Here is a 23400-nt window from a genome sequence, read left to right as displayed (position 1 = left end):
TGTGCTGTGCATGACCGCAAGGATGCAGAACGATGAACCGATACGCCCCCAGAATTTTCGCCACCGCGCTAATCGCCCTGCTCGCCGCAGCTGGCGGGCTGGGGTACTGGAAGTCGCTCCACGACCAGTTGCCCGAAGGCCTGAGCATGGGCAACGGCCGCCTTGAAGCCACCGAAGTACAAATCGCCAGCAAAATCCCAGGCCGCCTGGCCGAAGTGCTGGTCGACGAAGGTGACAAGGTCACCCGCGGCCAACTGCTGGCGCGTATCGACACCCGCACCATGGAAGCCCAACGCAGCCAGGCCGAAGCCGAAGTGCTGCGCGCCCGGGAGAACTACGCCGCCGCCCAGGCCAGCGTGCAACTGCGCCAGAGCGAACTGCTGCTGGCCAGCCAGGAGCTCAAGCGCGTGCGCGAGATCTTCCAGCGCAAGTACGCCAGCCAACAGTTGCTCGATCAACAGCAGGCGCGCTTCGACACGGCCAACGCAGCGGTAGTCGCCGCCCGCGCCCAGCTTGCAGCGATCAAGGCCGCCATCGGCGCCGCCGAAGCCCAGGTGGCCCAGCTCACCAGTGAAATCGACGACAGCAGCCTGCGAGCGCCCATCGACGGCATCATCCAGCTGCGCCTGGCCGAACCCGGTGAGGTGCTGGGTGCCGGCGGCCGAGTGCTGATGCTGATCGACCCCAGCGACCAGTACATGAACCTGTACCTGCCGGCCTCCACCAGCGGCCAGCTGACCGTGGGCGACCAGGCGCGCATCGTGCTCGACGCCCTGCCCGAACGCGCCCTGCCGGCCAAAGTGGCTTTTGTCGCAGCCAAGGCCCAGTTCACGCCCAAACAGGTGGAGACCCGCGACGAGCGGCAAAAGCTGGTGTTCAGGGTCAAACTCCGCCTGACCGACCCAGGTGTCGTGCCACAGGCTAAACCTGGCATGCCAGGCGCCGGCTATGTGCGCACGGCCGAGGTGGACTGGCCGGCCAACCTGCAATGAACGCCCCGGCACTGCTGGCCGATGGCATCAGCCACCGCTACGGCGACCTGACGGCCCTGCATACCCTGGGTTTCAGCCTGCCTGCGGGCACCCGCTGCGCGCTGATTGGCCCAGATGGCGCCGGCAAGTCCACTCTGCTGGGGTTGATCGCCGGCGTCAAACGCCTGCAGCAGGGTGAACTGCAGGTTCTGGGCGGCTCGATCCGCCAACGGCGCCATCGCGCAGCGCTGTACCCGAAAGTGGCATTCATGCCGCAGGGACTAGGCAACAACCTGTACCCAGAGCTGTCGATCAGCGAGAACATCCGCTTTTTCGCCACGCTGTTCGGCCTGGGCCGCCGCGAATGCGAGCAGCGCATGGCCAACTTGCTGCAGGCCACCGACCTGCAGCGCTTTGCCGAGCGCCCGGCCGGCAAGCTGTCGGGCGGCATGAAGCAGAAGCTGGGCTTGTGCTGCGCGCTGATCCACGAACCAGACCTGCTGATCCTCGACGAGCCGACCACCGGCGTCGACCCGCTGTCGCGGCGGCGTTTCTGGGAACTGGTCGAACAGGTTCGCGCGCAGCGCCCGCAACTGACCCTGCTGGTGGCCACCGCCTACATGGAAGAAGCCGAACAGTTCGAGCATTGCCTGATGCTCGATGGCGGCCGCCTGCTGGCCGCAGGCGCCAGCCACGAACTGGCCGCAGTCACCCCCAGTGGCAAACTGGACGACGCCTTCACCCACTACCAGGGCGCGGGCAAGGCGCAGCATCAACCCCTGAGCATTCCACCGCGCCAGGCCACGGATGGCCCGGTCGCCATCGAGGCGCACGACCTGACCCTGCGCTTTGGCGACTTCACAGCGGTGAACAAGGTCAGTTTCGCCATTGGCCGTGGGGAGATCTTCGGCTTCCTCGGCTCCAACGGCTGCGGCAAGACCACCACCATGAAAGTGCTCACCGGCCTGATGCCTGCCAGCGAGGGCAGCGCCAGCCTGCTGGGGCGCCCGGTGGATGCCAGTGACCTGGCCACGCGCAAGCGGGTCGGCTTCATGTCACAGAGCTTCTCGCTGTATGGCGAGCTCAGCACCCGGCAGAACCTGGCCCTCCATGCCCGCCTGTTCGACTTGCCCAAAGCCCAGAGCGCCCAGCGCATCGATGAGCTGATAAATCGCTTCGACCTCGCCGCCATCGCCGACCAACCGTCTGGCGCACTGCCCCTTGGCCTGCGCCAGCGCCTGTCGCTGGCCGTGGCGGTGTTGCATCGCCCTGAAGTGCTGATCCTCGACGAACCGACTTCCGGCGTCGACCCGGCCGCCCGCGACGACTTCTGGCGCCTGCTGGTAGAGCTGTCCCGCGAGCAAGGCGTGACCATTTTCCTCTCCACCCACTTCATGAACGAAGCCCAGCGCTGCGACCGTATTTCGCTGATGCACGCCGGGCGGGTACTGGCCTGCGACACGCCGGAGGCCTTGCAGCGCCAGTACCAGGGCGAAACCCTGGAGGACGCTTTCGTGCGGTGCCTGGAACAAGCCCAGGAGCTCGCGCCGCAAACCACGGATAACACCGTACTGGAGCAAGCAGCTTCGCCTGCCCCACCACTGCGCCAAGGCTTCAGCCTGCGCCGCCTGCTGGCGGTGGCCAGCCGAGAAGGCAAGGAACTGCTGCGCGACAAGGTACGCCTGGCCTTCGCCTTGCTGGGTGCACTGTTCATGATGGTGATTTTCGGCTACGGCATTTCACTGGATGTAGAAAACCTTGCCTTCGCCGTGCACGACCAGGATCAAAGCCCGCAAAGCCGCGCCTACCTCGAAGCCTTCCGAGGCTCACGCTATTTCGCCGAACAGGCGCCGATCCGCGACAGCCGCGAACTGCATCAGCGGCTGCAGCGCTCGGAAATCAAACTGGCACTGGAGATTCCGCCCGGTTTTGGCCGCGACCTGTACGCCGGGCGCCAACCGGTGGTGGCCGCCTGGCTCGACGGCGGCATGCCGTTCCGCGCCGAAACCAGCCGCAACTACGTGGAAGCCGTGCACCAGGCCAACCTGGAGCAACTGGCCAAGGCCAGCCCACAGCCGCAGCCGCGCCAGGACCTGGTGCGCCTGGAAACGCGTTTTCGCTACAACCAGGACGTGGTCAGCGTGAATGCCATCGGCCCGGGCGTGATGGCGCTGATCCTGGCCTTCATACCGGCCATGCTCACTGCACTGGGCATCGTTCGCGAGAAGGAGCTGGGCTCCATCACCAACTTCTACGCCACACCCCTCACCCGCCTGGAGTTCCTGCTGGGCAAGCAGATGCCCTACCTGGCGGTAAGCCTGGTCAACCTGGCGCTGCTGGTGGCGATGAACCGCTGGCTGTTCGCCGTGCCGCTCAAGGGCAGTGTGCTGGCCCTGGCCTGTGGTGGCGTGGCCTACCTGCTGGCCACCACCAGCCTGGGCCTGCTGATTTCAGCATTCACCCGCACCCAGATCGCCGCCATTCTCGGCACCATGATCATTACCAGCCTGCCGACCATCCAGTTTTCCGGGCTGATCGTGCCACGCTCGTCGCTGGACGGCGCGGCGGCGGTGATGGGCCAGCTGTTCCCGGCGGGCTACTTCCTCGACATCGCGGTCGGCACCTTCACCAAGGCGCTGGGCCTGCGCGAGCTGTGGCCGCAGTGCCTGATCCTGTTGGGCTTCTTTGCCGCATTCACCGGCCTGAGCCTGGCCATGCTGAAGAAGCAGGAGGCCTGACATGTCGCGCCTGAACCACACCCTGCGCCTAGGCCTGAAAGAACTGACCAGCCTGCGTCATGACAGCGTACTGCTGCTGTTCCTGCTGTATGCCTTCAGCGTGGCGATCTACATGCCGGCCGCCGGCTCGGTGATCGGTGTGCACAACGCCAGCGTCGCGGTGGTGGACGAAGACCACAGCCTGCTCTCGCGCAAGCTCAGTGAAGCCCTGCAACCACCGGAGTTTCAGCCTGCCGTTCCGCTGACCGCGCAACACCTGGACCAGGCCATGGACAGCGGCCAGTACACCTTCGTGATCAACGTACCGGTGAATTTCCAGAGTGACCTGCTGGCCGGGCGCTCGCCGGAGCTGCAGATAAACGTCGATGCCACGGCCATGAGCCAGGCGTTCATGGGCGCCGGCTACATCGGCCGCATCTTCGAGCGCGAGCTGCTCGACTACAGCCAGCGGGGCAACGTGCAAAGCCCGGTGCTGATCAACCCCAAGGCGCTGTTCAACCCCAACCTGGAGGGCGGTTGGTTCCTGGCGGTGATCCAGATCGTCAACAACATCACCATCCTGGCAATCATCCTCACCGGCACCGCGCTGCTGCGCGAGCGTGAGCACGGCACCCTCGACCACCTGCTGGTGCTGCCACTGACCGCGCTGGAGATCATGCTGGCCAAGATCGGCAGCAACGCCCTGGTGGTGGTGATATGCACCTGGATTTCGTTGGTGGTGGTAGTGAAAGGCGCGCTGGGCGTGCCGTTGTCCGGCTCGATGGGGTTGTTCCTGGCCGTGACCGCGCTGTACCTGTTCGCCAGTACGGCGCTGGGTATCTTCCTCGCCACCCTGGCACGCTCGACGCCGCAGTTCGGCCTGCTGGCGATCCCGGTGATCATCCCGATGCTGTTGCTGTCCGGCGGCAGCACACCGCTGGACAGCATGCCGCAGTGGCTGCAGTGGGTGATGCAGGGGTCGCCGTCGACGCATTTCGTCAGCCTGGGGGCCGCGATCCTGTTCCGCGATGCCGGGTGGGCGGTGGTGTGGCCGGATATCCTGGCACTGGCGCTGATCGGCCTGGTGTTTTTCAGCGTGGCGCTTTCGCGGTTCCGTCGCAGCCTGGCGTCCTGACCCTGTGGGAGCGGGCGAGCCCGCGAAGCAGGCAGTGCGGTGAATGGCACCGGCTTCGCCGGTGTTCGCGGGCTCGCCCGCTCCCACAGTTGATCACTGCACGATCAGGTTGTTGAACAGCAAGTCTTCAACAATCGGCTTGCCCTCTTCCGCCTCCAGCACTTGCTGCACCTGCTTCAGTGCCTCTTGGCGCAGGTGTTCCTTGGCCTCGACATTGCTCATGCTGTCCACCGTCTGCTGAGTGAACAGCGCCACCAGCTGATTACGGATCAATGGCTCGTGGTGCTGCACCGCCTTGGCTGCTTCGTCGCCGGTCACGCGCAGGGCCACGTCGGCCTTGTACACCCGCAGCCGCGGGCCGCCGTCGAGGGCATAGTTGCCGACAAAGGGCGGGCTCAGGCTGATGTAGGCGACCTTGGGCGCCCCTTCCTTGGCTTCTTCGGCCATGGCCGCAGCCGGCAGCAGCAACGCCAGCACCATCAAGATCAACGCTTTCACGAATTCGCTCCTCAATACAGTTGGCGCCAGCTTACCCAGCACACCGCTCAAACCCAAGCCCGGGCTTATGCCGGCCCATCAGGGCAGGCCATGCTCGTTGACCCGGCAAGCGGCCCTCCTACACTTATCGGCCATTACCCGCAAAGGAATAGCCCCGATGAAAGCCGTGTTGTGCAAAACCCTGGGTCCGGCGCGCGATCTGGTACTGGAAGACGTGGCCAGCCCGCAGCCGAAGAAAAACGAGATCCTGCTGGACGTGCAGGCTGCCGGGGTCAACTTCCCCGACACGCTGATCATCGAAGGCAAGTACCAGTTCCAACCTCCACTACCGTTCTCCCCTGGCGGCGAAGCGGCGGGGGTGGTGGCTGCAGTCGGGGAAAAGGCTGGCACGTTCAAGGTGGGCGACCGGGTCATGGCGCTGACCGGCTGGGGTGCGTTCGCCGAGCAGGTGGCGGTGCCTTTCTACAACGTGCTGCCGATCCCGGCGAGCATGGACTTCACCACCGCTGCGGCGTTCGGCATGACCTACGGCACCTCGATGCACGCCCTGCGTCAGCGCGGTCAGTTACAAGCAGGCGAGACCTTGCTGGTGCTGGGCGCTTCCGGTGGGGTCGGGCTGGCGGCGGTGGAAATCGGCAAGGCCATGGGCGCGCGAGTGATCGCGGCAGCCAGCAGTGCCGAGAAACTGGCCGTGGCCAAAGCGGCCGGGGCGGATGAGCTGATCGACTACAGCCAGGCCAGCCTGCGCGAAGAAATCAAGCGCCTGACCGGCGGCCAGGGGGTCGACGTGATCTACGACCCGGTCGGTGGCGAGCTATTCGAGCAAGCGGTACGCGGGTTGGCCTGGAATGGCCGGCTGCTGGTGGTGGGTTTTGCCAGCGGCAGCATTCCCCAGCTGGCGGCCAACCTGGTGCTGCTCAAGGGTGCGGCGGTACTGGGGGTGTTCTGGGGCGCGTTTGCCCAGCGCCAGCCGCAGGATAATGCAGCCAACTTCAAGCAGCTGTTTGCCTGGCATGCCGAGGGCAAGTTGAAGCCATTGGTGTCGCAGACTTATCCACTGGCCGAGGCCGGGGCCGCCATCGAGAAGCTGGGGCAGCGCCAGGCTGTGGGTAAGTTGGTGGTGTTGGCCAAGTAAGGCAGTTCAGGCCTCTTCGCAGAAAACCCCGCGAAGAGGCCGGTAGAGGTTGTTCACACTTCGCGCAGGTTATGGCAACGCCGGAACCGCGCCTCCAGGTTGCGATCGGGCATCTGGTGGCTGCGCAAGGCATTCAACGTCTGCTCCACATAGTCGCGCGTGGTGCCATAACGCCCCTTGGCACTGGCCAGAATCTGGCTGAGCAAGGTATCCGGCAGATTCCCCGCATAACAGGGTAAATGCCGCTCCAGCACAAAGCCCAATGCCTGCACCTTGCTGCCATCGCCCAACCGGCAGCTAAGCCAGTGCGGCCGGTAGGCCGGGTACGGCATCTCCCGTTGCCATAGGGCCATCAGCGAGTCATCCAGGCTGCTTTCATCCAGCCGATAGGCAAAGCCGCTGCAGGAGCCACCACGGTCCAGGCCAAACACCAGCCCAGGGGTTTCCGGGGTGCCACGGTGTTCGTGCGACCACAGGTACAAGCCCCGGTGATAACCATGCACCCGCGCGCGCTGACGTTCCACCGAATTGCACTCGGGGCGCCAAATCAACGAACCATAAGCGAACAGCCACACAGGCCCGCCCTGATGCCGAGACATGGTCGTCTTCATGGAGTTGAACAACTGATCGTGAGTATGTTGCTGACCGAAGTCGAGTGCCGGAGGATATGAAACTTCCCAGGACATACTTTCAAGTGCCGACATAAGCTGCCGCCATTATCCCTGTGAACTACGGATGTAGCGAAATTCGATTACGTTGCAGCCCCAGGCCGCTTTACCCGGGGCGCTTGCAGTAACCATAGGCCAGAATTGCAGGAATACTCAAGCCCTCGCGTCAGTGTTTCATGCGCGGTTCCGACGACTGGGAAATACTGTTTCAGCCACTGTGAAAGTTAATGGCCAAGGCGGTAACAATTACCGCCTTATACCCATACTTGCAAACTTTGGTTATTAACCACGTGGCGCGTAGGCAAACACATCGGCACGCATGCGGTGCGCATCCATACCGGCCTCGACCAGGGCGTCGAGGGTGGCGTAGATCATGTTCGGCGAACCGCTGGCATACACATGCACGCTGTTGAGGTCGTCAATGTCTTCGCAAACCGCTTCATGCAACATGCCGCAACGGCCTTCCCAGCCGCACAGGTCGCTGACCACCTGGTGCAGGAACAGGTTAGGCAGGCGCTGCCATTCGTCCCAGTGCTCGATCTGATAGAAGTCTTCGGGCCGGCGCACGCCCCAGTACAGGTGTACCGGGTGCTTGAAGCCATTGGCTCGGCAATGCTCGAGCAGGCTGTGCATCTGGCCCATGCCGGTACCGGCGGCAATCAGCACCAACGGCCCGTCGGGCAACTCGGCCAGGTGGGTGTCGCCAAACGGCATTTCGATACGTGCCAGACCGTCACGCTTGAGTTGCTCGATCAGTTGCTGTGCGCTGGGCTCTCGCGCCAGCACGTGCAGCTCCAGCTCACGCCCGGCGTGGGGGGCGGAGGCCAGAGAAAAAGCGGCCTGCTTGCCACCCTCACGCTCGATCATCAGGTACTGCCCGGCGTGGTAGCGCGGTGGCTTGCCGGCCGGCGCGCGCAAACGCACCCGCCAGACGTCGCCACCAACGTCGACGCATTCGCTGACGCTGCACGCCAGCTTGCGCACCGGCAGCTCGCCCAAGGCGAGCACACCATCCCAGAGCAACACGCAATCCTCCAGCGGTTCGGCAATGCAGGTGAACAACTCGCCATGGTCGCGGACTTCGCCTTCCTGGCGTACCCGGCCTTCGACCAATAACGCGGCGCAGACATGGCAATTGCCATTGCGGCAGCTGTTCGGGCAGTCATAGCCCAGCCGCCGCGCTCCATCCAGGATCCGTTCCCCGGGTTCGAGCGCCAGCACCGCCCCGGACGGCTGCAACGTTACCTGCATCAATCTATTCCCAACTGATCCCACAGCTCATCGATACGGCGGGTGACGGCTTCGTCCTTGACGATAACCCGTCCCCATTCGCGTGTAGTCTCGCCCGGCCACTTGTGCGTGGCGTCCAGGCCCATCTTCGACCCCAGGCCCGATACCGGCGACGCGAAGTCCAGGTAGTCGATCGGCGTGTTGTCGATCATCACCGTATCACGCTTGGGGTCCATGCGCGTGGTAATGGCCCAGATCACATCGTTCCAGTCGCGGGCGTTGATATCGTCATCGGTGACAATAACGAACTTGGTGTACATGAACTGTCGCAGGAACGACCACACACCCAGCATTACGCGCTTGGCATGGCCCGGATACTGCTTTTTCATGGTCACCACCGCCATGCGGTACGAACAGCCTTCCGGCGGCAGGTAGAAATCGGTGATTTCCGGGAACTGCTTTTGCAGGATCGGCACGAACACTTCGTTCAGTGCCACACCGAGAATCGCCGGCTCATCTGGCGGCCGACCGGTGTAGGTGCTGTGGTAGATCGGTTTCTGCCGGTGGGTGATGCGCTCGACAGTGAACACCGGGAAGCTGTCCACTTCGTTGTAGTAGCCAGTGTGGTCGCCATAGGGGCCTTCCGGGGCCATTTCGCCTGGGTGGATCACGCCTTCCAGAATGATTTCGGCGGTGGCCGGTACCTGCAGGTTGCTGCCGCGGCACTTGACCAGCTCGGTGCGATTGCCGCGCAGCAGGCCGGCAAAGGCGTACTCGGAGAGGGTGTCCGGCACCGGGGTCACGGCACCGAGGATGGTCGCGGGGTCAGCGCCCAGGGCCACGGCGACCGGGAACGGCTGGCCGGGATTCTTCTCGCACCACTCACGGTAATCCAAGGCACCGCCACGGTGGCTCAGCCAGCGCATGATGACCTTGTTGCGGCCGATCACCTGCTGGCGGTAGATGCCCAGGTTCTGGCGGTCCTTGTTCGGGCCACGGGTCACGGTAAGGCCCCAGGTGATCAGCGGCGCCACGTCGCCTGGCCAGCAGTGCTGAATCGGCAGAGCGCCGAGGTCGACATCGTCACCCTCGACCACCACTTCCTGGCACACCGCGTCCTTGACCACTTTCGGCGCCATCGACACGACCTTCTTGAAGATCGGCAGCTTCGACCAGGCGTCCTTCAGGCCCTTGGGCGGCTCGGGCTCCTTGAGGAAGGCCAGCAGCTTGCCGATTTCCCGCAGCTCATCGACCGACTCGGCGCCCATGCCCATGGCCACCCGCTCCGGGGTGCCGAACAGGTTGCCCAGCACCGGGATGTCGAAACCGGTGGGCTTTTCGAACAGCAACGCCGGGCCTTTGGCACGCAGGGTGCGGTCGCAGACCTCGGTCATTTCCAGGACGGGGGAGATCGGAACCTGGATGCGCTTGAGCTCGCCGCGCTGTTCCAGGCCACGGATGAAGTCGCGCAAGTCGCGATACTGCATGCAGGAGCCTCGTGTTGGCCGTATCGGTCGGGGGTGCAGAGTGTAGCGCCGATAGGGCCGCAATAGCCAAAATACAGATAGCAAAAAGCCGGGTTTCCCCGGCCTTTGCGTGGTACGACGATCTTACTTGCGCTTCATCGACAGGAAGAACTCGTCGTTGGTCTTGGTCTGCTTGAGCTTGTCGACCAAGAACTCGATGGCGGCGATTTCGTCCATCGGGTGCAGCAGCTTGCGCAGGATCCACATGCGTTGCAGTTCGTCGTCGGCAGTCAGCAACTCTTCGCGGCGGGTACCGGAGCGGTTGATGTTGATGGCCGGGAACACACGCTTCTCGGCGATGCGGCGGTCCAGCGGCAGCTCCATGTTGCCGGTGCCCTTGAACTCTTCGTAGATCACTTCGTCCATCTTCGAGCCGGTTTCGACCAGCGCGGTGGCGATGATGGTCAGCGAGCCGCCTTCCTCGATGTTACGCGCAGCACCGAAGAAACGCTTCGGCTTCTCCAGGGCGTGGGCATCGACACCACCGGTCAGCACCTTGCCGGAGCTCGGGATCACGGTGTTGTAGGCACGCGCCAGACGGGTGATGGAGTCCAGCAGAATGACCACGTCCTTCTTGTGCTCGACCAGGCGCTTGGCCTTCTCGATCACCATTTCGGCAACCTGCACGTGGCGGGTTGGCGGCTCGTCGAAGGTGGAAGCAACCACTTCGCCGCGCACGGTGCGCTGCATTTCGGTCACTTCTTCCGGGCGCTCGTCGATCAGCAGGACGATCAGGTGGCACTCGGGGTTGTTACGGGTGATGTTGGCCGCGATGTTCTGCAGCATGATCGTCTTGCCCGCTTTTGGCGGGGCAACGATCAGGCCGCGCTGGCCTTTGCCGATCGGGGCGCACAGGTCGATGACGCGGCCGGTCAAGTCTTCGGTGGAGCCGTTGCCGGCCTCCATCTTCAGGCGCTTGTTCGGGAACAGCGGCGTCAGGTTCTCGAACAGGATCTTGTTCTTCGCGTTTTCCGGGCGGTCGAAGTTGATGGTATCGACCTTCAGCAGGGCGAAGTAACGCTCCCCTTCCTTCGGTGGGCGGATCTTGCCGACGATGGTGTCGCCGGTACGCAGGTTGAAACGGCGGATCTGGCTGGGCGAGACGTAGATATCGTCTGGGCCGGCCAGGTAGGACGCATCAGCCGAACGCAGGAAACCGAAACCATCCTGGAGAATCTCCAGCACGCCGTCACCCGAGATCTCTTCGCCGCTTTTCGCATGCTTCTTCAGCAGGGCGAAAATCACGTCCTGTTTGCGCGAACGGGCCATGTTTTCGATGCCCATCTGTTCGGCCATTTCCAAAAGATCGGTAATCGGCTTTTGCTTGAGTTCAGTCAGGTTCATAAGGGGAGTGACGTAATCATGTAAGAAGGGAGAATTAAGCTTCTGGCTTAATGAGGCCGCGCCGCTAGATGGCGACAGGATCGCGTACTGATTCGAATTAGGGATGCTTCGGCGACGGCGTGTAGAGGGCACTGGAAAAGCAGTGCGAGGCCGAATGTAACACTTGCTTTTTTCTGCGTCTAGTGCTCTGAAAAAGAAAAGCCCCGCATTTGCGGGGCCTTTTCACATCACAGGTGGGCGTCGAGGAACGCGGCCAGCTGCGATTTGGACAAAGCGCCAACCTTGGTGGCTTCGACGTTGCCGTTCTTGAACAGCATCAGCGTCGGGATACCGCGCACGCCGTGCTTGGCCGGGGTTTCCTGGTTCTCGTCGATGTTCAGCTTGGCGACGGTCAGTTTGCCCTCGTAGGTGGCAGCGATGTCGTCCAGAACCGGAGCGATCATCTTGCATGGGCCGCACCATTCAGCCCAGTAGTCGACCAGCACCGGGCCTTGAGCCTGCAGTACGTCGGCTTCGAAGCTGGCGTCGGTGACGTGTTTGATTTTGTCGCTCATGGAAATCTCCAAGGTCGTAAGCAATAAAAAACGTTGCCCATCATAGCCGCCCCCGCCGCCTACAGGAAGCCGCGGACGATTGAGTGTAACTATAGTTGTGCAAGAAGCCGCGAATCGAAACTGTCATGTCGCCGTCATAGAATCGAATGGCACATTGCCTTGCATCAAGGCCAGCACACCGGCTGAGTGTCACGCGTTGGCGACAGCCTGCTATCGTGGCACGATTGCCAGGTTAACGACCGAGAACAACCAGATCATGCCGCATACCATCGCGAAGAACCTGTCCCTGATCGCCGCCATCGACCTTGGCTCCAACAGTTTTCATATGGTCGTGGCCAAGGCCCACCATACCGAAATCCGCATTCTCGAGCGGCTCGGCGAGAAGGTTCAGCTAGCCGCCGGCATCGACGAAGAGCGCAAGCTCAGTGAAGAGTCTATGGAAAGAGGCCTGGATTGCCTCAAGCGCTTTTCTCAACTGATCAACGGCATGCCGGCAGGCTCCGTACGCATCGTCGGTACCAACGCCTTGCGCGAAGCGCGCAACCGCAACGAATTCATCCAGCGCGCCGAGGCCATCCTCGGCCACCCGGTCGAGGTCATCTCCGGCCGTGAAGAAGCGCGCCTGATCTACCTGGGCGTATCGCACACCCTGGCCGATACCCCCGGCAAGCGCCTGGTGGCAGACATCGGTGGCGGCAGTACCGAGTTCATCATCGGCCAGCGTTTCGAGCCGCTGCTGCGCGAAAGCCTGCAGATGGGTTGCGTAAGCTTTACCCAGCGCTACTTCCGCGATGGCAAGATCACCCCGGCCCGCTATGCCCAGGCGTACACCGCCGCGCGCCTGGAGCTGATGAGTATCGAAAATGCCCTGCACCGCCTGACCTGGGACGAGGCCATTGGCTCGTCCGGTACCATTCGCGCCATCGGTGCCGCCATCAAGGCCGGCGGCCTGGGCAATGGCGAGGTCAACGCCGAAGGCCTGGCCTGGGTCAAGCGCAAGCTGTTCAAGCTGGGCGAGGTCGACAAAATCGACTTCGACGGCGTCAAGCCGGACCGCCGGACCATCTTCCCCGCAGGCCTTGCGATTCTCGAAGCGATCTTCGATGCCCTGGAGCTGCAGCGCATGGACCACTGTGACGGTGCCCTGCGCGAAGGTGTGCTGTTCGACCTGCTCGGCCGTCACCACCACGAGGATGTGCGCGAACGCACCCTGAACTCGTTGATGGAGCGCTACCACGTGGACCAGGGCCAGGCTGCGCGTGTGGAACGCAAGGCATTGCACGCCTTCGACCAAGTGGCCGACGCCTGGGACCTTAAAGACGGAAATTGGCGCGATCTGCTTGGCTGGGCCGCGAAAATACACGAAATAGGGCTAGACATTGCCCACTATCACTACCACAAGCATGGCGCCTACCTGATCGAGCACTCCGACCTGTCGGGCTTTTCTCGCGAAGATCAGCAGATGATGGCCCTGCTGGTGCGCGGCCACCGTCGCAACATCCCCAAGGACCGTTACGCTGAGCTGGGTGATGAAGGGGTCAAGCTGCTGCGCCTGTGCGTGCTGCTGCGCTTTGCCATTCTGTTCCACCACATTCGCGGCACCCAGCAGATGCCAAAGGTAGAGCTCAAGGGCGGCGACAACAGCCTGGATGTAGCCTTCCCTGAAGGTTGGCTGGAGCAGAACCAGCTGACCCAGGCCGACTTCGCCAACGAGGCGGAGTGGCTGGCCCGGGTCGGCTTCGTCCTCAGCGTACGTTGAGGACCGGGTTGCTCAGGCGCTCCAGCAGGGTCGCCTGGGCACTGCGCGGGTTCTGATTGCCGGTCGGGGTGCTACGCACGTAGCGCCCGTCTGGCTGCAACGTCCAGGCGTGGGTGTTGTCGGTCAGGTAGCCTTCCAGCTCCTTCTTCACCCGCAGCAACAGCTTCTTGCCTTCCACCGGGAAGCAGGTCTCGACGCGCTTGTCGAGGTTGCGCTCCATCCAGTCGGCGCTGGACAGGTAGATCTGCTCTTCGCCGCCATTGAGGAAGTAGAACACCCGCGTGTGCTCGAGGAAGCGGCCGATGATCGAGCGCACCTGAATGTTGTGCGAAACCCCCGGAATACCTGGGCGCAAGCAGCACATGCCGCGCACCACCAGGTCGATTTTCACACCCGACTGGCTGGCCTTGTACAGCGCCTTGATGACCTTGGCGTCGGTCAGCGAGTTGAACTTGGCGATGATGTGCGCCGGCTTGCCTTCGAGGGCGAACTGGGTTTCCCGCGCGATCATGTCGAGCATGCCCTTTTTCAGGGTGAACGGCGCGTGCAGCAGCTTCTTCATGCGCAGGGTCTTGCCCATGCCGATCAGCTGGCTGAACAGCTTGCCAACGTCCTCGGTGAGGGCGTCGTCAGAGGTCAGCAGGCTGTAGTCGGTGTACAGGCGGGCGTTGCCGGCGTGGTAGTTGCCGGTACCCAGGTGCGCATAACGCACGATCTCGCCCTGTTCGCGGCGCAGGATCAGCATCATCTTGGCGTGGGTCTTGAACCCGACCACGCCGTAGATCACCACCGCACCGGCCGCTTGCAGGCGGCTGGCCATCTGCAGGTTGGACTCTTCGTCGAAGCGCGCACGCAACTCGATCACCGCAGTGACCTCCTTGCCGTTACGCGCCGCGTCCACCAGGGCGTCGACGATTTCCGAGTTGGCCCCGGAGCGGTACAGGGTCTGGCGCACGGCGAGCACATGTGGGTCCTTGGCGGCCTGGCGCAGCAGGTCGACCACCGGGGTGAAGGACTCGAACGGGTGCATCAGCAGGATGTCCTGCTTGCTGATCACGCTGAAAATGTTGTCGGCGTTCACCAGCAGCTTGGGGATTGCCGGGGTGAACGGCGTGTACTGAAGCTCCGGGTGGCTGTCCAGGCCGGTAATGCTGAACAGGCGGGTGAGGTTGACCGGGCCATTGACCTGGTACAGCTCGCTTTCGCTGAGGCTGAACTGCTTGAGCAGGTAGTCCGACAGGTGTTTCGGGCAGGTGTCGGCCACTTCCAGGCGCACGGCATCGCCGTAACGGCGCGAGAACAGCTCACCACGCAGAGCACGGGCCAGGTCGTCGACTTCTTCGGAGTCCAGCGCCAGGTCGGCGTTACGGGTGAGGCGGAACTGGTAGCAGCCCTTCACCTTCATGCCCTGGAACAGGTCGTCGGCGTGCGCGTGGATCATCGACGACAGGAACACGTAGTTGGCACCCGGGCCACCCACCTCTTCAGGCACGCGGATGACCCGTGGCAGCAGGCGTGGGGCAGGGATGATCGCCAAGCCCGAATCGCGACCGAAGGCGTCCACACCCTCAAGCTCGACGATGAAGTTGAGGCTCTTGTTCACCAGCAACGGGAACGGGTGGGTCGGGTCGAGGCCGATCGGGGTGATGATCGGGGCGATTTCGTCGCGGAAATAGCGGCGCACCCAGGTCTTGAGTTTGGGCGTCCAGTAACGACGGCGAATGAAGCGAATCTGATGCTTTTCCAGCTCCGGCAGCAGCACGTCATTGAGGATCGCGTACTGGCGCTCTACCTCGATGTGCACCAGTTCGCTGATACGCGCCAACGCCTGGTGCGGCTGCAAGCCATCGGCACCGGCCTGTTCACGGGCAAAATTGATCTGCTTCTTCAACCCGGCCACGCGGATCTCGAAGAACTCATCGAGGTTGCTGGAGAAGATCAGCAGGAACTTGAGCCGTTCAAGCAACGGGTAGTTCTCGTCCAGTGCCTGTTCCAGCACGCGGATGTTGAACTGCAACTGCGAGAGTTCGCGATGAATGTACAGGCTGCTGTCGTCCAGGCCAGGGACAGTGATTGCCGGGGCCGGTGCGGGCACCGGGGCCACAGGCTCGGCCACCTGCTCCGCTACGGGCTCGGGCGCCGGCGGCAGGTCAGGCGGGGTCTGCACCATCTCTTCTGGGAGCTCCTGGGCATCCTTGATCGCGACAGGGGTGAGCACTTCATTATTCATCTGGCGTTCCTGAGGACGTTAACGCCCTATCATCAATTGAGCGGCAAGATAAGCGCCCATTATGACGCCTGTGTTACACACCAGGGCAAGCCATGGCGCGTGGCCTCTGGCATTGTCTGTGTAGGAATTGTTCACGTCGAGACACATTTGGACACTTTCACGAATGCGCGCGAAGGGGTAGGCTTCGCGTTCATTTCGCCAGCACCTCAGAAAATGCTTCAACAATTCCTGCAGGATTTCGGCTACTTTGCCCTTTTTCTAGGCACCTTCTTCGAAGGCGAGACCATCCTGGTGCTTGCGGGTTTCCTTGCGTTCCGTGGTTACATGGACATCAAGCTGGTGTGCCTGGTGGCCTTCTTCGGCAGCTACGCGGGCGATCAGCTGTGGTACTTCATGGGCCGCCGCCACGGGCGCAGGATCCTGGCGCGCAAGCCGCGCTGGCAGGCAATGGGTGACCGGGCGCTGGACCACATCCGCCGCCATCCTGATATTTGGGTGCTGAGTTTTCGCTTCGTCTATGGCCTGCGCACGGTCATGCCGGTGGCCATTGGCCTGTCGGGCTATCCACCCCGCCGCTATCTGCTGCTGAACGGCATTGGCGCGGCTATCTGGGCAATCGCCCTGGGCGCGGCCGCGTACCACTTCGGCGCCATTCTCGAAGGCCTGCTGGGCAACGTGAAACGTTACGAGCTATGGGTGCTCGGCGGCCTGGTGGCGCTGGGCGGCCTGCTGTGGCTGCGTCGGCGCTTCCGCACCCTGCGCGCGGAGCGCAAGGCGGCGGGCCTGGCCCAGGCCCCAGAGGCTGAGCAAGCTGTAAGCCACGAGCAGGAACCAGGCCAGCGGCGCGACCACCGCTAAGCCCAAGGCGCCGGCCAGGTACAACGCCGGCGCATTCAGCAGCAGCCGCGCCAGCTCCAGGCGCGCAGCCCAGCGCCGGTTCTCCAGCAAAGCGCCCAGCACGAACAGACCAAACGCCATCAGCGACCAGCCGAGCACCAGCGCGGCGATCGGCACGCGGTCGGCCACATCCATCAGGTAGCTGCCCAAAGCCACATACACCACGAACTGCGCCGCCACGTAGGCTTGTTGCGCGCGGCCCAGGGCAATCTCGAACTTGCGAAACAGCGCCAGGTCCTGCTTGGCCTGCGGGTAGCGCGCAGCCACGTCGGCCGGGCGCCAACCGGTGGGCATGAACCAGATGCGCAGCTTGTCCCACAGGCTGGCGGTGTGCCGGGCGTCATGCCAGAGCTGGGCATAGAACTGCAGGTTGGCCCACAGCGGGTTCCAGCTGGCCAACGGTGTCGTCACCCCGAACACCACCGGCTCGGCCGGGTCTTCCTCTTTGAAGGTGCCGAACAGACGGTCCCAGAGAATGAACACACCGCCGTAATTGCGATCCAAGTAAGCAGGGTTTTGCGCATGGTGGACGCGATGGTTGGATGGTGTGATCAACACCCACTCGAGCCAGCCAAGCTTGGGGATGTGTCGGGTATGCACCCAGAACTGATACAGCAGGTTGAGCGAGGCCACGGTGATGAACACCAGTGGCGGTACGCCCACCAGCGCCAGCGGCAGGTAGAACAGCCACGAGAAGATGAACCCGCTACTGGTCTGGCGCAGCGCCGTGGTGAGGTTGTACTCCTCGCTCTGGTGATGCACCGAGTGTGCGGCCCACAGCACGTTGCGCTCATGCCCCAGGCGATGCAGCCAGTAGTAACAGAAGTCGTACAGGACAAAGGCCAGCAGCCATACCCACCACGCCTCTGCCGGCAACCGCAAAACCGCCAGGTGTTCGAAGGCCAGCGCATAGGTGACCAGCCCTACCCCTTTGGTCAGCAGCCCGGTACTGGTCGACAGTGCGCCGGTGCTAAGGCTGTTGATCGAGTCGGCCAGGGTGAAATTGCGCTGGCCACGCACGCGGTCAGCTACCAGCTCGACGGCAATCAGCACAAAGAAGAACGGCACGGCCAGCAGTATCAGGTCCATGGGCACGACCTCAGGCGTTATCCACCAAGATTAGGCCGCACTCGCGGGAATCCCTATGGCGACATCTGCCAAACTAGAGGACATTTAGCGCCTCGACACTGGAGTAGTGAACATGACAAAAAAAGTAGCGGTGATTCTTTCCGGCTGTGGCGTGTACGACGGCGCCGAAATCCACGAAAGCGTGATCACCCTGCTGCGCCTCGACCAGCGCGGTGCGCAGGTGCAGTGCTTCGCGCCGAACATTGCACAGATGCACGTCATCAACCACCTGACCGGCGAGGAAATGCCCGAGTCGCGTAATGTGCTGGTGGAATCGGCGCGCATAGCCCGCGGCGAGGTCAAGGACATCCGCGAGGCCAAGGCCGAGGACTTCGATGCGTTGATCGTGCCAGGCGGTTTTGGGGCGGCAAAGAACCTCTCCAATTTTGCCGTGGAAGGTGCCAACTGCAGCATCAACCCGGACGTACTGACCCTGGCCGAAGCCTTTGCCGACGCCTGCAAGCCGGTTGGGCTGATCTGCATCTCGCCGGCACTGGCCGCGAAGATCTACGGGCCGGGCGTGGTCTGCACCATCGGCAGCGACGCCGGCACGGCGGCGGCGGTCGAGAAGATGGGCGGTACCCATGAGGAGTGCGATGTGCACGATATTGTCGAAGACTCCCAGCGCAAACTGGTGACTACGCCGGCTTACATGGAAGCCAAGTCGATCAGCGAAGCGGCGGGGGGCATCTACAAGCTGGTGGACCGGGTGCTGGAACTGACACACGAGTAAGCACCGAAAGCGGCGCGGCCTTCTGTGCCTCGCGAAAGGGCCGCAACGCGCCCCTTTCGCGACACAAGGCCGTTCCCACAGAGAACCGCAAGCTCTTCAGGACTTGGACAGCCGGGCAATGATCCGGTCCAGCGCATTGGCAAATGCCTGCTTCTCCCGCTCGCCGTAAGCGCCCTGCCCACCCCCCACCTGGCCCTGCTCGCGCAGCTCGGTGAACAGGTTGCGCGCCGCCAGGCGGTCGCCCATGTTGCGTTCGTCGAACTCTCGCCCACGCGGGTCCAGTGCCGCCACGCCCTTTTTCACCAGGCGGTCGGCCAGCGGTACGTCACTGCAGATCACCAACTCGCCAGGCACGGCGTGCTCGACCAGGTAATCGTCGGCCGCGTCCATGCCGCTGGGTACCACAATCAGGCGCACGATCGCGAACGCCGGCTTGGCCACGGCCTGCCCCGCCACCATCACCACCTCGAACTTGCGCTTGAGGGCGAACTTGACGATCAGATCCCTGGCCGCTTTGGGGCAGGCATCGGCATCGATCCATACACGCATCGGAAATTCTCGACTTGGACTCAATGCGCCCATCATGCCTGAAGCACAGCGAAAGCTGGAGCGCGAGAACGCTGGAAAAATGGCGCCAGAATTACAATTACTGCTTATCCGACCCCGCCACTCAGGCTAAACTCGCCACAGCTTCACTGGCCTGCCCGAGCGCGCAATGAACCACCCTCACGAAATCCGCCCCGACCTGGACGAAGGCATCGACCGCAAGGTCCTGGCGACATTGCGTGCGCGCTTCCTGCAGTTAAACCAAGGGCGGCTGCAGCGGGCAATGGAAGGCCTGTCGACACGTCAGCAACAGGTACTGACGCTGCTACCGCTGCTGTTTCACGTAAACCACCCGCTGTTGCCAGGCTACGTCTCGGGCAGTACGCCTGCCGGCGTATCGGGCTATGCGCCAGGTGCCGAGCTGGTGGCGGAGGCCCAGCGCCTGGCGCGCTCGTTCACCTACAAGGCCGCGCATGGCAACCCGCCACGTCCGATTCACGGCCTGTTCCTGATGGGCAGCCTGGGCTCGCTGGCCCAGGCCGAGCACAGCGACATGGACCTGTGGGTGTGCCACGCACCCGGCTTGCCCGAACACCAGTTGGATGAACTGCGCCGCAAGTGCCAGCAACTGGAGGCCTGGGCGGCAAGCCTGGGAGCCGAAGCACACTTTTTCCTGATCGACACGCAGGGCTTCGCCCATGGCGAGCGCGATGGCCAGCTCGGCTCCGACGACTGTGGCACCACCCAGCACTACTTGCTGCTGGACGAGTTCTACCGCACCACCCTGTGGCTGGCCGGGCGCACACCGCTATGGTGGCTGGTGCCGGTGTATCAGGAACACAACTACCACAGTTATACCCAGACCCTGCTGTCCAAGCGGTTCATCCGCAGCCATGACGCCCTCGACCTCGGCAACCTGGCGCACATTCCGCCCGGCGAGTTCGTCGGCGCCGGCCTGTGGCAGTTGTTCAAAGGTATCGACTCGCCCTACAAATCGCTGCTCAAACTGCTGCTGACCGAAGCCTACGCCAGCGAACACCCTGCCGTGCGCTGCCTGAGCCTGGACTACAAGCAGGCCGTGTTCGCCAACCAGCTAGACCTCGACGAGCTCGACCCCTACGTGATGGTTTACCGGCGCATCGAACGCTACCTGCTGCAACGTGGCGAACACGCGCGCCTGGAGCTGGTACGCCGCAGCCTGTACCTCAAGGTGAACAAGAAGCTCAGCGACCAGGGTCGCAGCATGGGCTGGCAACGCCGGCTGCTGCAGCGCCTGACCGACGAGTGGGGCTGGAGCCAGCAACAGCTGGCCTTGCTGGACAGCCGCCGTCAATGGAAAGTGCAACAGGTTGCTGTCGAGCGCCGCGAACTGGTGGCCGAGCTGAACCACAGTTACCGCTTCCTCAGCCAGTTCGCGCTCACCCAGAACGCCAGCAGCCGCGCCGACCAGCGCGACCTCAATGTACTGGGCCGGCGCCTGTATGCGGCGTTCGAGCGCCGCGCCGGCAAGGTCGAAGTGATCAACCCCGGTATCGCCCCAGACCTCGCCGAAGGCACCTTGACCTTGGTCCAGGCACCCAACCGCAAGGAGCCGGGCAACCACCACTGGGAGCTTTACAGCGGCAACTTGAGCACCCACGAGGTGGAGCACTTCAGCCCGATCAAGCGCTGCCGCGAGCTGCTCGAGCTGCTCGCCTGGGCCCATCGCAACGGCGTGATCGACAGCAGCACCCGCCTGGCGCTGCACCCAGGCAGTAGCGACCTTGGCGAGTACGAGCTGTTCAACCTGCTGGGCTGCCTGCAGCAGAGCATTCCCCTGCCCTTGCCGACCGTCAGTGAAGTGCGCCTGCTGCAGCCCAGCGTTGCCGACGAGGTGCTGTTGCTGGTCAATGTCGCCATCGACCCGCTGCGCCATCACCGCGACCTGAACATTCTGATGACCACCGAGCGCACCGACTCGCTGAGCTACGCCGGCGTGCGCGAAAACCTGGTGCTGACCCTGGACCAGGTCACCATCAACAGCTGGAACGAGGTGCTGGTCCAGCGCTATGACGGCGAGCACGCACTGGTGCGCTGCCTGCGCGATTTCCTCAACAGCCCGGTACTGCACGGCCACCGGCCGCGGGTGCGGGTGCGCTGCTTCTGCCAGAGCCGCGCCCAGGCCATCGGCCAGCGTGTAGAGGAGATTTTCGACACCGTGCAACTGCTGCTGGACCAGGGGCTGCACCATCGCTACCTGCTGCAGGTAGCCCAGCACACCCATGTACTGGAGCTGCTACCCCAGCATGTCAGCCTGACCACCCTGGACGAGCATGAGGCGCTGCTAGCCTACCTGGGCGAAGAGCGCGGCGCCTACAGCCCGCTGTACCTGGACGCCAACGCCCTGCAAGACCACGACCTGCGCCTGGTACTGGAGCACGGCAGGCCGGCCTGTATCCAGGTGTTCTATCGCCTGCAGGACGGTTGGGCCGAGCTGTATGTGTTGGATGAGTACAACGCGCTGTGGCAACAACGCCTGCCATTGCATGACGAAACGCACTTGCTGCTGCCGCTGCAACGCTTTCTGCGCTCGGTGGTGATGCGTCGCGATGCCCGCCTGCCGCTCGACGGCCTGCGGCCGGCCTCGCTGGATATCCACTATGCGCAGCTTCTGCCCTCTGGCGCAGGCAAGGCACGCAGCATCGAGCCGCGCCTGGCCCCGATCGAGGGCAGCGACCAGCCTTACTATGAGGTGCAGGCGATCATCCAGGCCGGGGTCGCGGGCGCGGCGCATGTGACGCTGTATTGCGACCAACAGGAGTTTTCCGAGCTGGAGCATGGCGAGCAGCTGTATGCGGTGGTGGCCCGGCAGATCATTGGCCAGCGCCACGGCGCAGGGCAGTACCAGTGCTATATCACCGACCTGGATTTATCCGAGTTGCTGGATGACCGGCTGGGGGCGACGCAGGTGTACCTGAGCTACAAGCGGGTGCTGGAGCAGGCTTTGAATGAGGGGCTGGAGCAGGTTTTGGCGCAAAGCGCCTGAATTGCCGGGGGTGCTTTGCACCCCATCGCGACACAAGGCCGCTCCTACAGGGGAATGCGATTCCTTGTAGGAGCGGCCTTGTGTCGCGATGGGCCGCAAAGCGGCCCCCTTGGCCCTTACAGGTCGAAATCGCCCGCCGCTTCCGGTTGGTATTCCACTTCCAGCAGCTTCAGCTTGAGGGTCTTGCCACCCGGTGCCGGCCAGTCGATCTGCTCGCCCACCGACAACCCCAGCAAGGCGCAGCCAATGGGCGCCAGGATCGAAACCTTGCCTTCCGGCCCGGCATCCTTCGGGTAAACCAACGTCAGGTGGTAATCCTTGCCGCTGGCTTCCTCACGGCAGTGCACGCGCGAGTTCATGGTCACCACGCCCGCTGGCACTTCCTCGTGACCGACCACCTGCCCGGCGCGGTCCAGCTCGTCCTGCAAGGCGAGCACACCCGGCGTACTCTCGTCGAGGCTGTCGATCAGACGCTCCAGACGTTGTACGTCCAATCGGGTGAGGATGAGGGAAGGCTTGGTGCTCATGATCCAGTCAGACTCCTTTGAACAGGCAGTTTTCAATGTGCAAATAAAGCAAAACCCCGCCCAAGGGCGGGGTTTGAGAAGGCTTTGGCGTCACCGACGCAGAACCCGACACTACCACAGCCGGGTAAATACTCAAGCCCCTGCGCTCAGTGTGCCTTAGCCTGGTCGCGCAAGGCCTGGGCCTCGCGGCAGATCTGCCGACGCCGTTCGTCGTCAGCCGAGCGCCATTCGCGGATGTGCTCGACATGCCGGTGGCAACCTGTGCACACCCGCTGTTCGTCCAGCCGGCATACGCTGATGCACGGCGATGGCACGGCGGGGCTGACGTTGCTGTAAAGCGGCTTGGGCGGCCGAGCCTGGGCGCTGCTCATGTCAGATCTCGTCGAAGTCCAGCTTCTCGCCGGCCCGCTCCCAGACGATGCGCTCGAGCATTTCGCCCAGCAGTTCTTCGCTCTTTTCGCACACCCACTTCTTGCTCTCTTCGTCGTAGTCGAAGTGGAAACCACCGGAACGGTCGGCCAGCCACAGCTGGCGCAGCGGCTCCTGGCGGCTGAAGATCAGTTGGGCGCCGCCCTCGAACTTGACGGTAAGGACGCCGGCGGAGTTCTCCATGTCCAGGTCCATGCCGCTCTCGTCGAACAGGTCTTCCAGGGCCTGTTGGGTCGCGTCGACCAGATCATGGAAACGCGCTTCACTCAAACTCATTGCAGGAACCTCGAAATTGGCTGCGTTACAGGCAAGCCGGGCAAGATACGGGCGCTTGCCGCCGAATGCAAA

19 protein-coding genes and 1 pseudogene are annotated in these 23400 nt (G+C 63.2%); 8 read left to right on the top strand and 12 right to left on the bottom strand.

The features are described from left to right. The first annotated feature begins 32 nt into the window (after positions 1-32). Genes APH42_RS09460 through APH42_RS09450 form a run of 3 tightly spaced genes read left to right on the top strand, consistent with a single transcriptional unit; the run spans position 33 to position 4823 of the window. Positions 33-992 (top strand): HlyD family secretion protein, encoded by a 960-nt coding sequence (locus APH42_RS09460; RefSeq protein WP_012274760.1) that lies wholly within the window; start codon positions 33-35, stop codon positions 990-992. Then, on the top strand, positions 989-3709 hold the full coding sequence (gene rbbA / locus APH42_RS09455; protein ID WP_012274761.1) for a ribosome-associated ATPase/putative transporter RbbA: 2721 nt from the start codon (positions 989-991) through the stop codon (positions 3707-3709). Before APH42_RS09460 ends, rbbA begins: the two co-directional genes overlap by 4 nt. A gap of 1 nt (position 3710) precedes the next feature. Continuing rightward, complete coding sequence (locus APH42_RS09450) at positions 3711-4823, top strand: ABC transporter permease (protein WP_012274762.1); 1113 nt, start codon at positions 3711-3713, stop codon at positions 4821-4823. 93 nt (positions 4824-4916) lie between these two features. On the opposite strand, the gene APH42_RS09445 is transcribed toward APH42_RS09450, so the two are convergent. Then, complete coding sequence (locus tag APH42_RS09445; protein ID WP_012274763.1) at positions 4917-5321, bottom strand: flagellar basal body-associated protein FliL; 405 nt, start codon at positions 5319-5321, stop codon at positions 4917-4919. Positions 5322-5478: 157 nt separating this feature from the next. Between APH42_RS09445 and APH42_RS09440 the strand changes: the two genes are divergently transcribed. Then, on the top strand, positions 5479-6456 hold the full coding sequence (locus APH42_RS09440) for an NADPH:quinone oxidoreductase family protein (RefSeq protein ID WP_012274764.1): 978 nt from the start codon (positions 5479-5481) through the stop codon (positions 6454-6456). A 53-nt stretch (positions 6457-6509) separates the two neighbouring features. On the opposite strand, the gene APH42_RS09435 is transcribed toward APH42_RS09440, so the two are convergent. From APH42_RS09435 to trxA, 5 genes are all read right to left on the bottom strand, one after another. Next, on the bottom strand, positions 6510-7160 hold the full coding sequence (locus tag APH42_RS09435; RefSeq protein WP_012274765.1) for a gamma-glutamylcyclotransferase: 651 nt from the start codon (positions 7158-7160) through the stop codon (positions 6510-6512). Positions 7161-7406: 246 nt separating this feature from the next. Continuing rightward, entirely contained in the window at positions 7407-8375 is a 969-nt protein-coding gene (locus APH42_RS09430; protein ID WP_012274766.1) for a CDP-6-deoxy-delta-3,4-glucoseen reductase, read from the bottom strand. Beyond that, positions 8375-9841: a 4-hydroxy-3-polyprenylbenzoate decarboxylase gene (ubiD, locus tag APH42_RS09425; protein WP_016489755.1), complete on the bottom strand. Its 1467-nt coding sequence runs from the start codon at positions 9839-9841 to the stop codon at positions 8375-8377. The genes APH42_RS09430 and ubiD overlap by 1 nt, the downstream gene beginning before the upstream one ends. Positions 9842-9964: 123 nt before the next feature. After that, complete coding sequence (gene rho, locus APH42_RS09420) at positions 9965-11224, bottom strand: transcription termination factor Rho (RefSeq protein WP_003253661.1); 1260 nt, start codon at positions 11222-11224, stop codon at positions 9965-9967. A 227-nt stretch (positions 11225-11451) separates the two neighbouring features. Then, positions 11452-11778 carry a thioredoxin TrxA gene (gene trxA, locus APH42_RS09415; RefSeq protein ID WP_012274768.1) on the bottom strand — a complete coding sequence of 109 codons (327 nt, stop codon included), beginning with the start codon at positions 11776-11778 and terminating at the stop codon, positions 11452-11454. A gap of 256 nt (positions 11779-12034) precedes the next feature. Here trxA and ppx point away from each other — a divergent pair, with 256 nt between their 5' ends. Next, the gene (gene ppx / locus APH42_RS09410) at positions 12035-13537 is read left to right on the top strand and encodes an exopolyphosphatase (RefSeq protein WP_012274769.1); all 1503 of its coding nucleotides are present in this window, start codon (positions 12035-12037) and stop codon (positions 13535-13537) included. On the opposite strand, the gene ppk1 is transcribed toward ppx, so the two are convergent. Then, on the bottom strand, positions 13524-15767 hold the full coding sequence (gene ppk1, locus APH42_RS09405; RefSeq protein ID WP_012274770.1) for a polyphosphate kinase 1: 2244 nt from the start codon (positions 15765-15767) through the stop codon (positions 13524-13526). The genes ppx and ppk1 overlap by 14 nt on opposite strands. A gap of 213 nt (positions 15768-15980) precedes the next feature. On the opposite strand from ppk1, the gene APH42_RS29115 reads away from it, so the two are divergent. Further along, positions 15981-16625, top strand: a complete 645-nt coding sequence (locus tag APH42_RS29115) for a DedA family protein (RefSeq protein ID WP_151884243.1) — start codon at positions 15981-15983, stop codon at positions 16623-16625. A gap of 501 nt (positions 16626-17126) precedes the next feature. Here the strand turns inward: APH42_RS29115 and APH42_RS30435 are convergent. Beyond that, a pseudogene (locus tag APH42_RS30435) lies at positions 17127-17753 on the bottom strand (sterol desaturase family protein); the annotation flags it as partial. 112 nt (positions 17754-17865) lie between these two features. Here APH42_RS30435 and elbB point away from each other — a divergent pair. Beyond that, entirely contained in the window at positions 17866-18525 is a 660-nt protein-coding gene (gene elbB / locus APH42_RS09390) for an isoprenoid biosynthesis glyoxalase ElbB (RefSeq protein ID WP_012274772.1), read from the top strand. Positions 18526-18621: 96 nt separating this feature from the next. On the opposite strand, the gene APH42_RS09385 is transcribed toward elbB, so the two are convergent. Beyond that, positions 18622-19074, bottom strand: coding sequence for a YaiI/YqxD family protein (locus tag APH42_RS09385; RefSeq protein ID WP_012274773.1), 453 nt, complete (start codon positions 19072-19074; stop codon positions 18622-18624). 166 nt (positions 19075-19240) lie between these two features. Here APH42_RS09385 and APH42_RS09380 point away from each other — a divergent pair, with 166 nt between their 5' ends. Continuing rightward, positions 19241-22096, top strand: a complete 2856-nt coding sequence (locus tag APH42_RS09380) for a class I adenylate cyclase (RefSeq protein ID WP_060493198.1) — start codon at positions 19241-19243, stop codon at positions 22094-22096. 116 nt (positions 22097-22212) lie between these two features. On the opposite strand, the gene rnk is transcribed toward APH42_RS09380, so the two are convergent. The 3 genes from rnk to cyaY all read right to left on the bottom strand — a co-directional run bounded on the left by rnk (position 22213) and on the right by cyaY (position 23328). Continuing rightward, positions 22213-22623, bottom strand: a complete 411-nt coding sequence (gene rnk, locus APH42_RS09375; protein WP_012274775.1) for a nucleoside diphosphate kinase regulator — start codon at positions 22621-22623, stop codon at positions 22213-22215. 146 nt (positions 22624-22769) lie between these two features. After that, entirely contained in the window at positions 22770-22994 is a 225-nt protein-coding gene (locus APH42_RS09370; RefSeq protein WP_012274776.1) for a DUF1289 domain-containing protein, read from the bottom strand. 1 nt (position 22995) lies between these two features. After that, the gene (gene cyaY / locus APH42_RS09365; RefSeq protein WP_012274777.1) at positions 22996-23328 is read right to left on the bottom strand and encodes an iron donor protein CyaY; all 333 of its coding nucleotides are present in this window, start codon (positions 23326-23328) and stop codon (positions 22996-22998) included. Between the last annotated feature and the right edge of the window lie 72 nt (positions 23329-23400).

It is taken from the genome of Pseudomonas sp. NBRC 111140 (assembly GCF_001320885.1).
GTDB classification, from domain to species: Bacteria; Pseudomonadota; Gammaproteobacteria; order Pseudomonadales; family Pseudomonadaceae; genus Aquipseudomonas; species Aquipseudomonas putida_P.
This window is presented reverse-complemented; position numbering and strand designations above follow the sequence as displayed.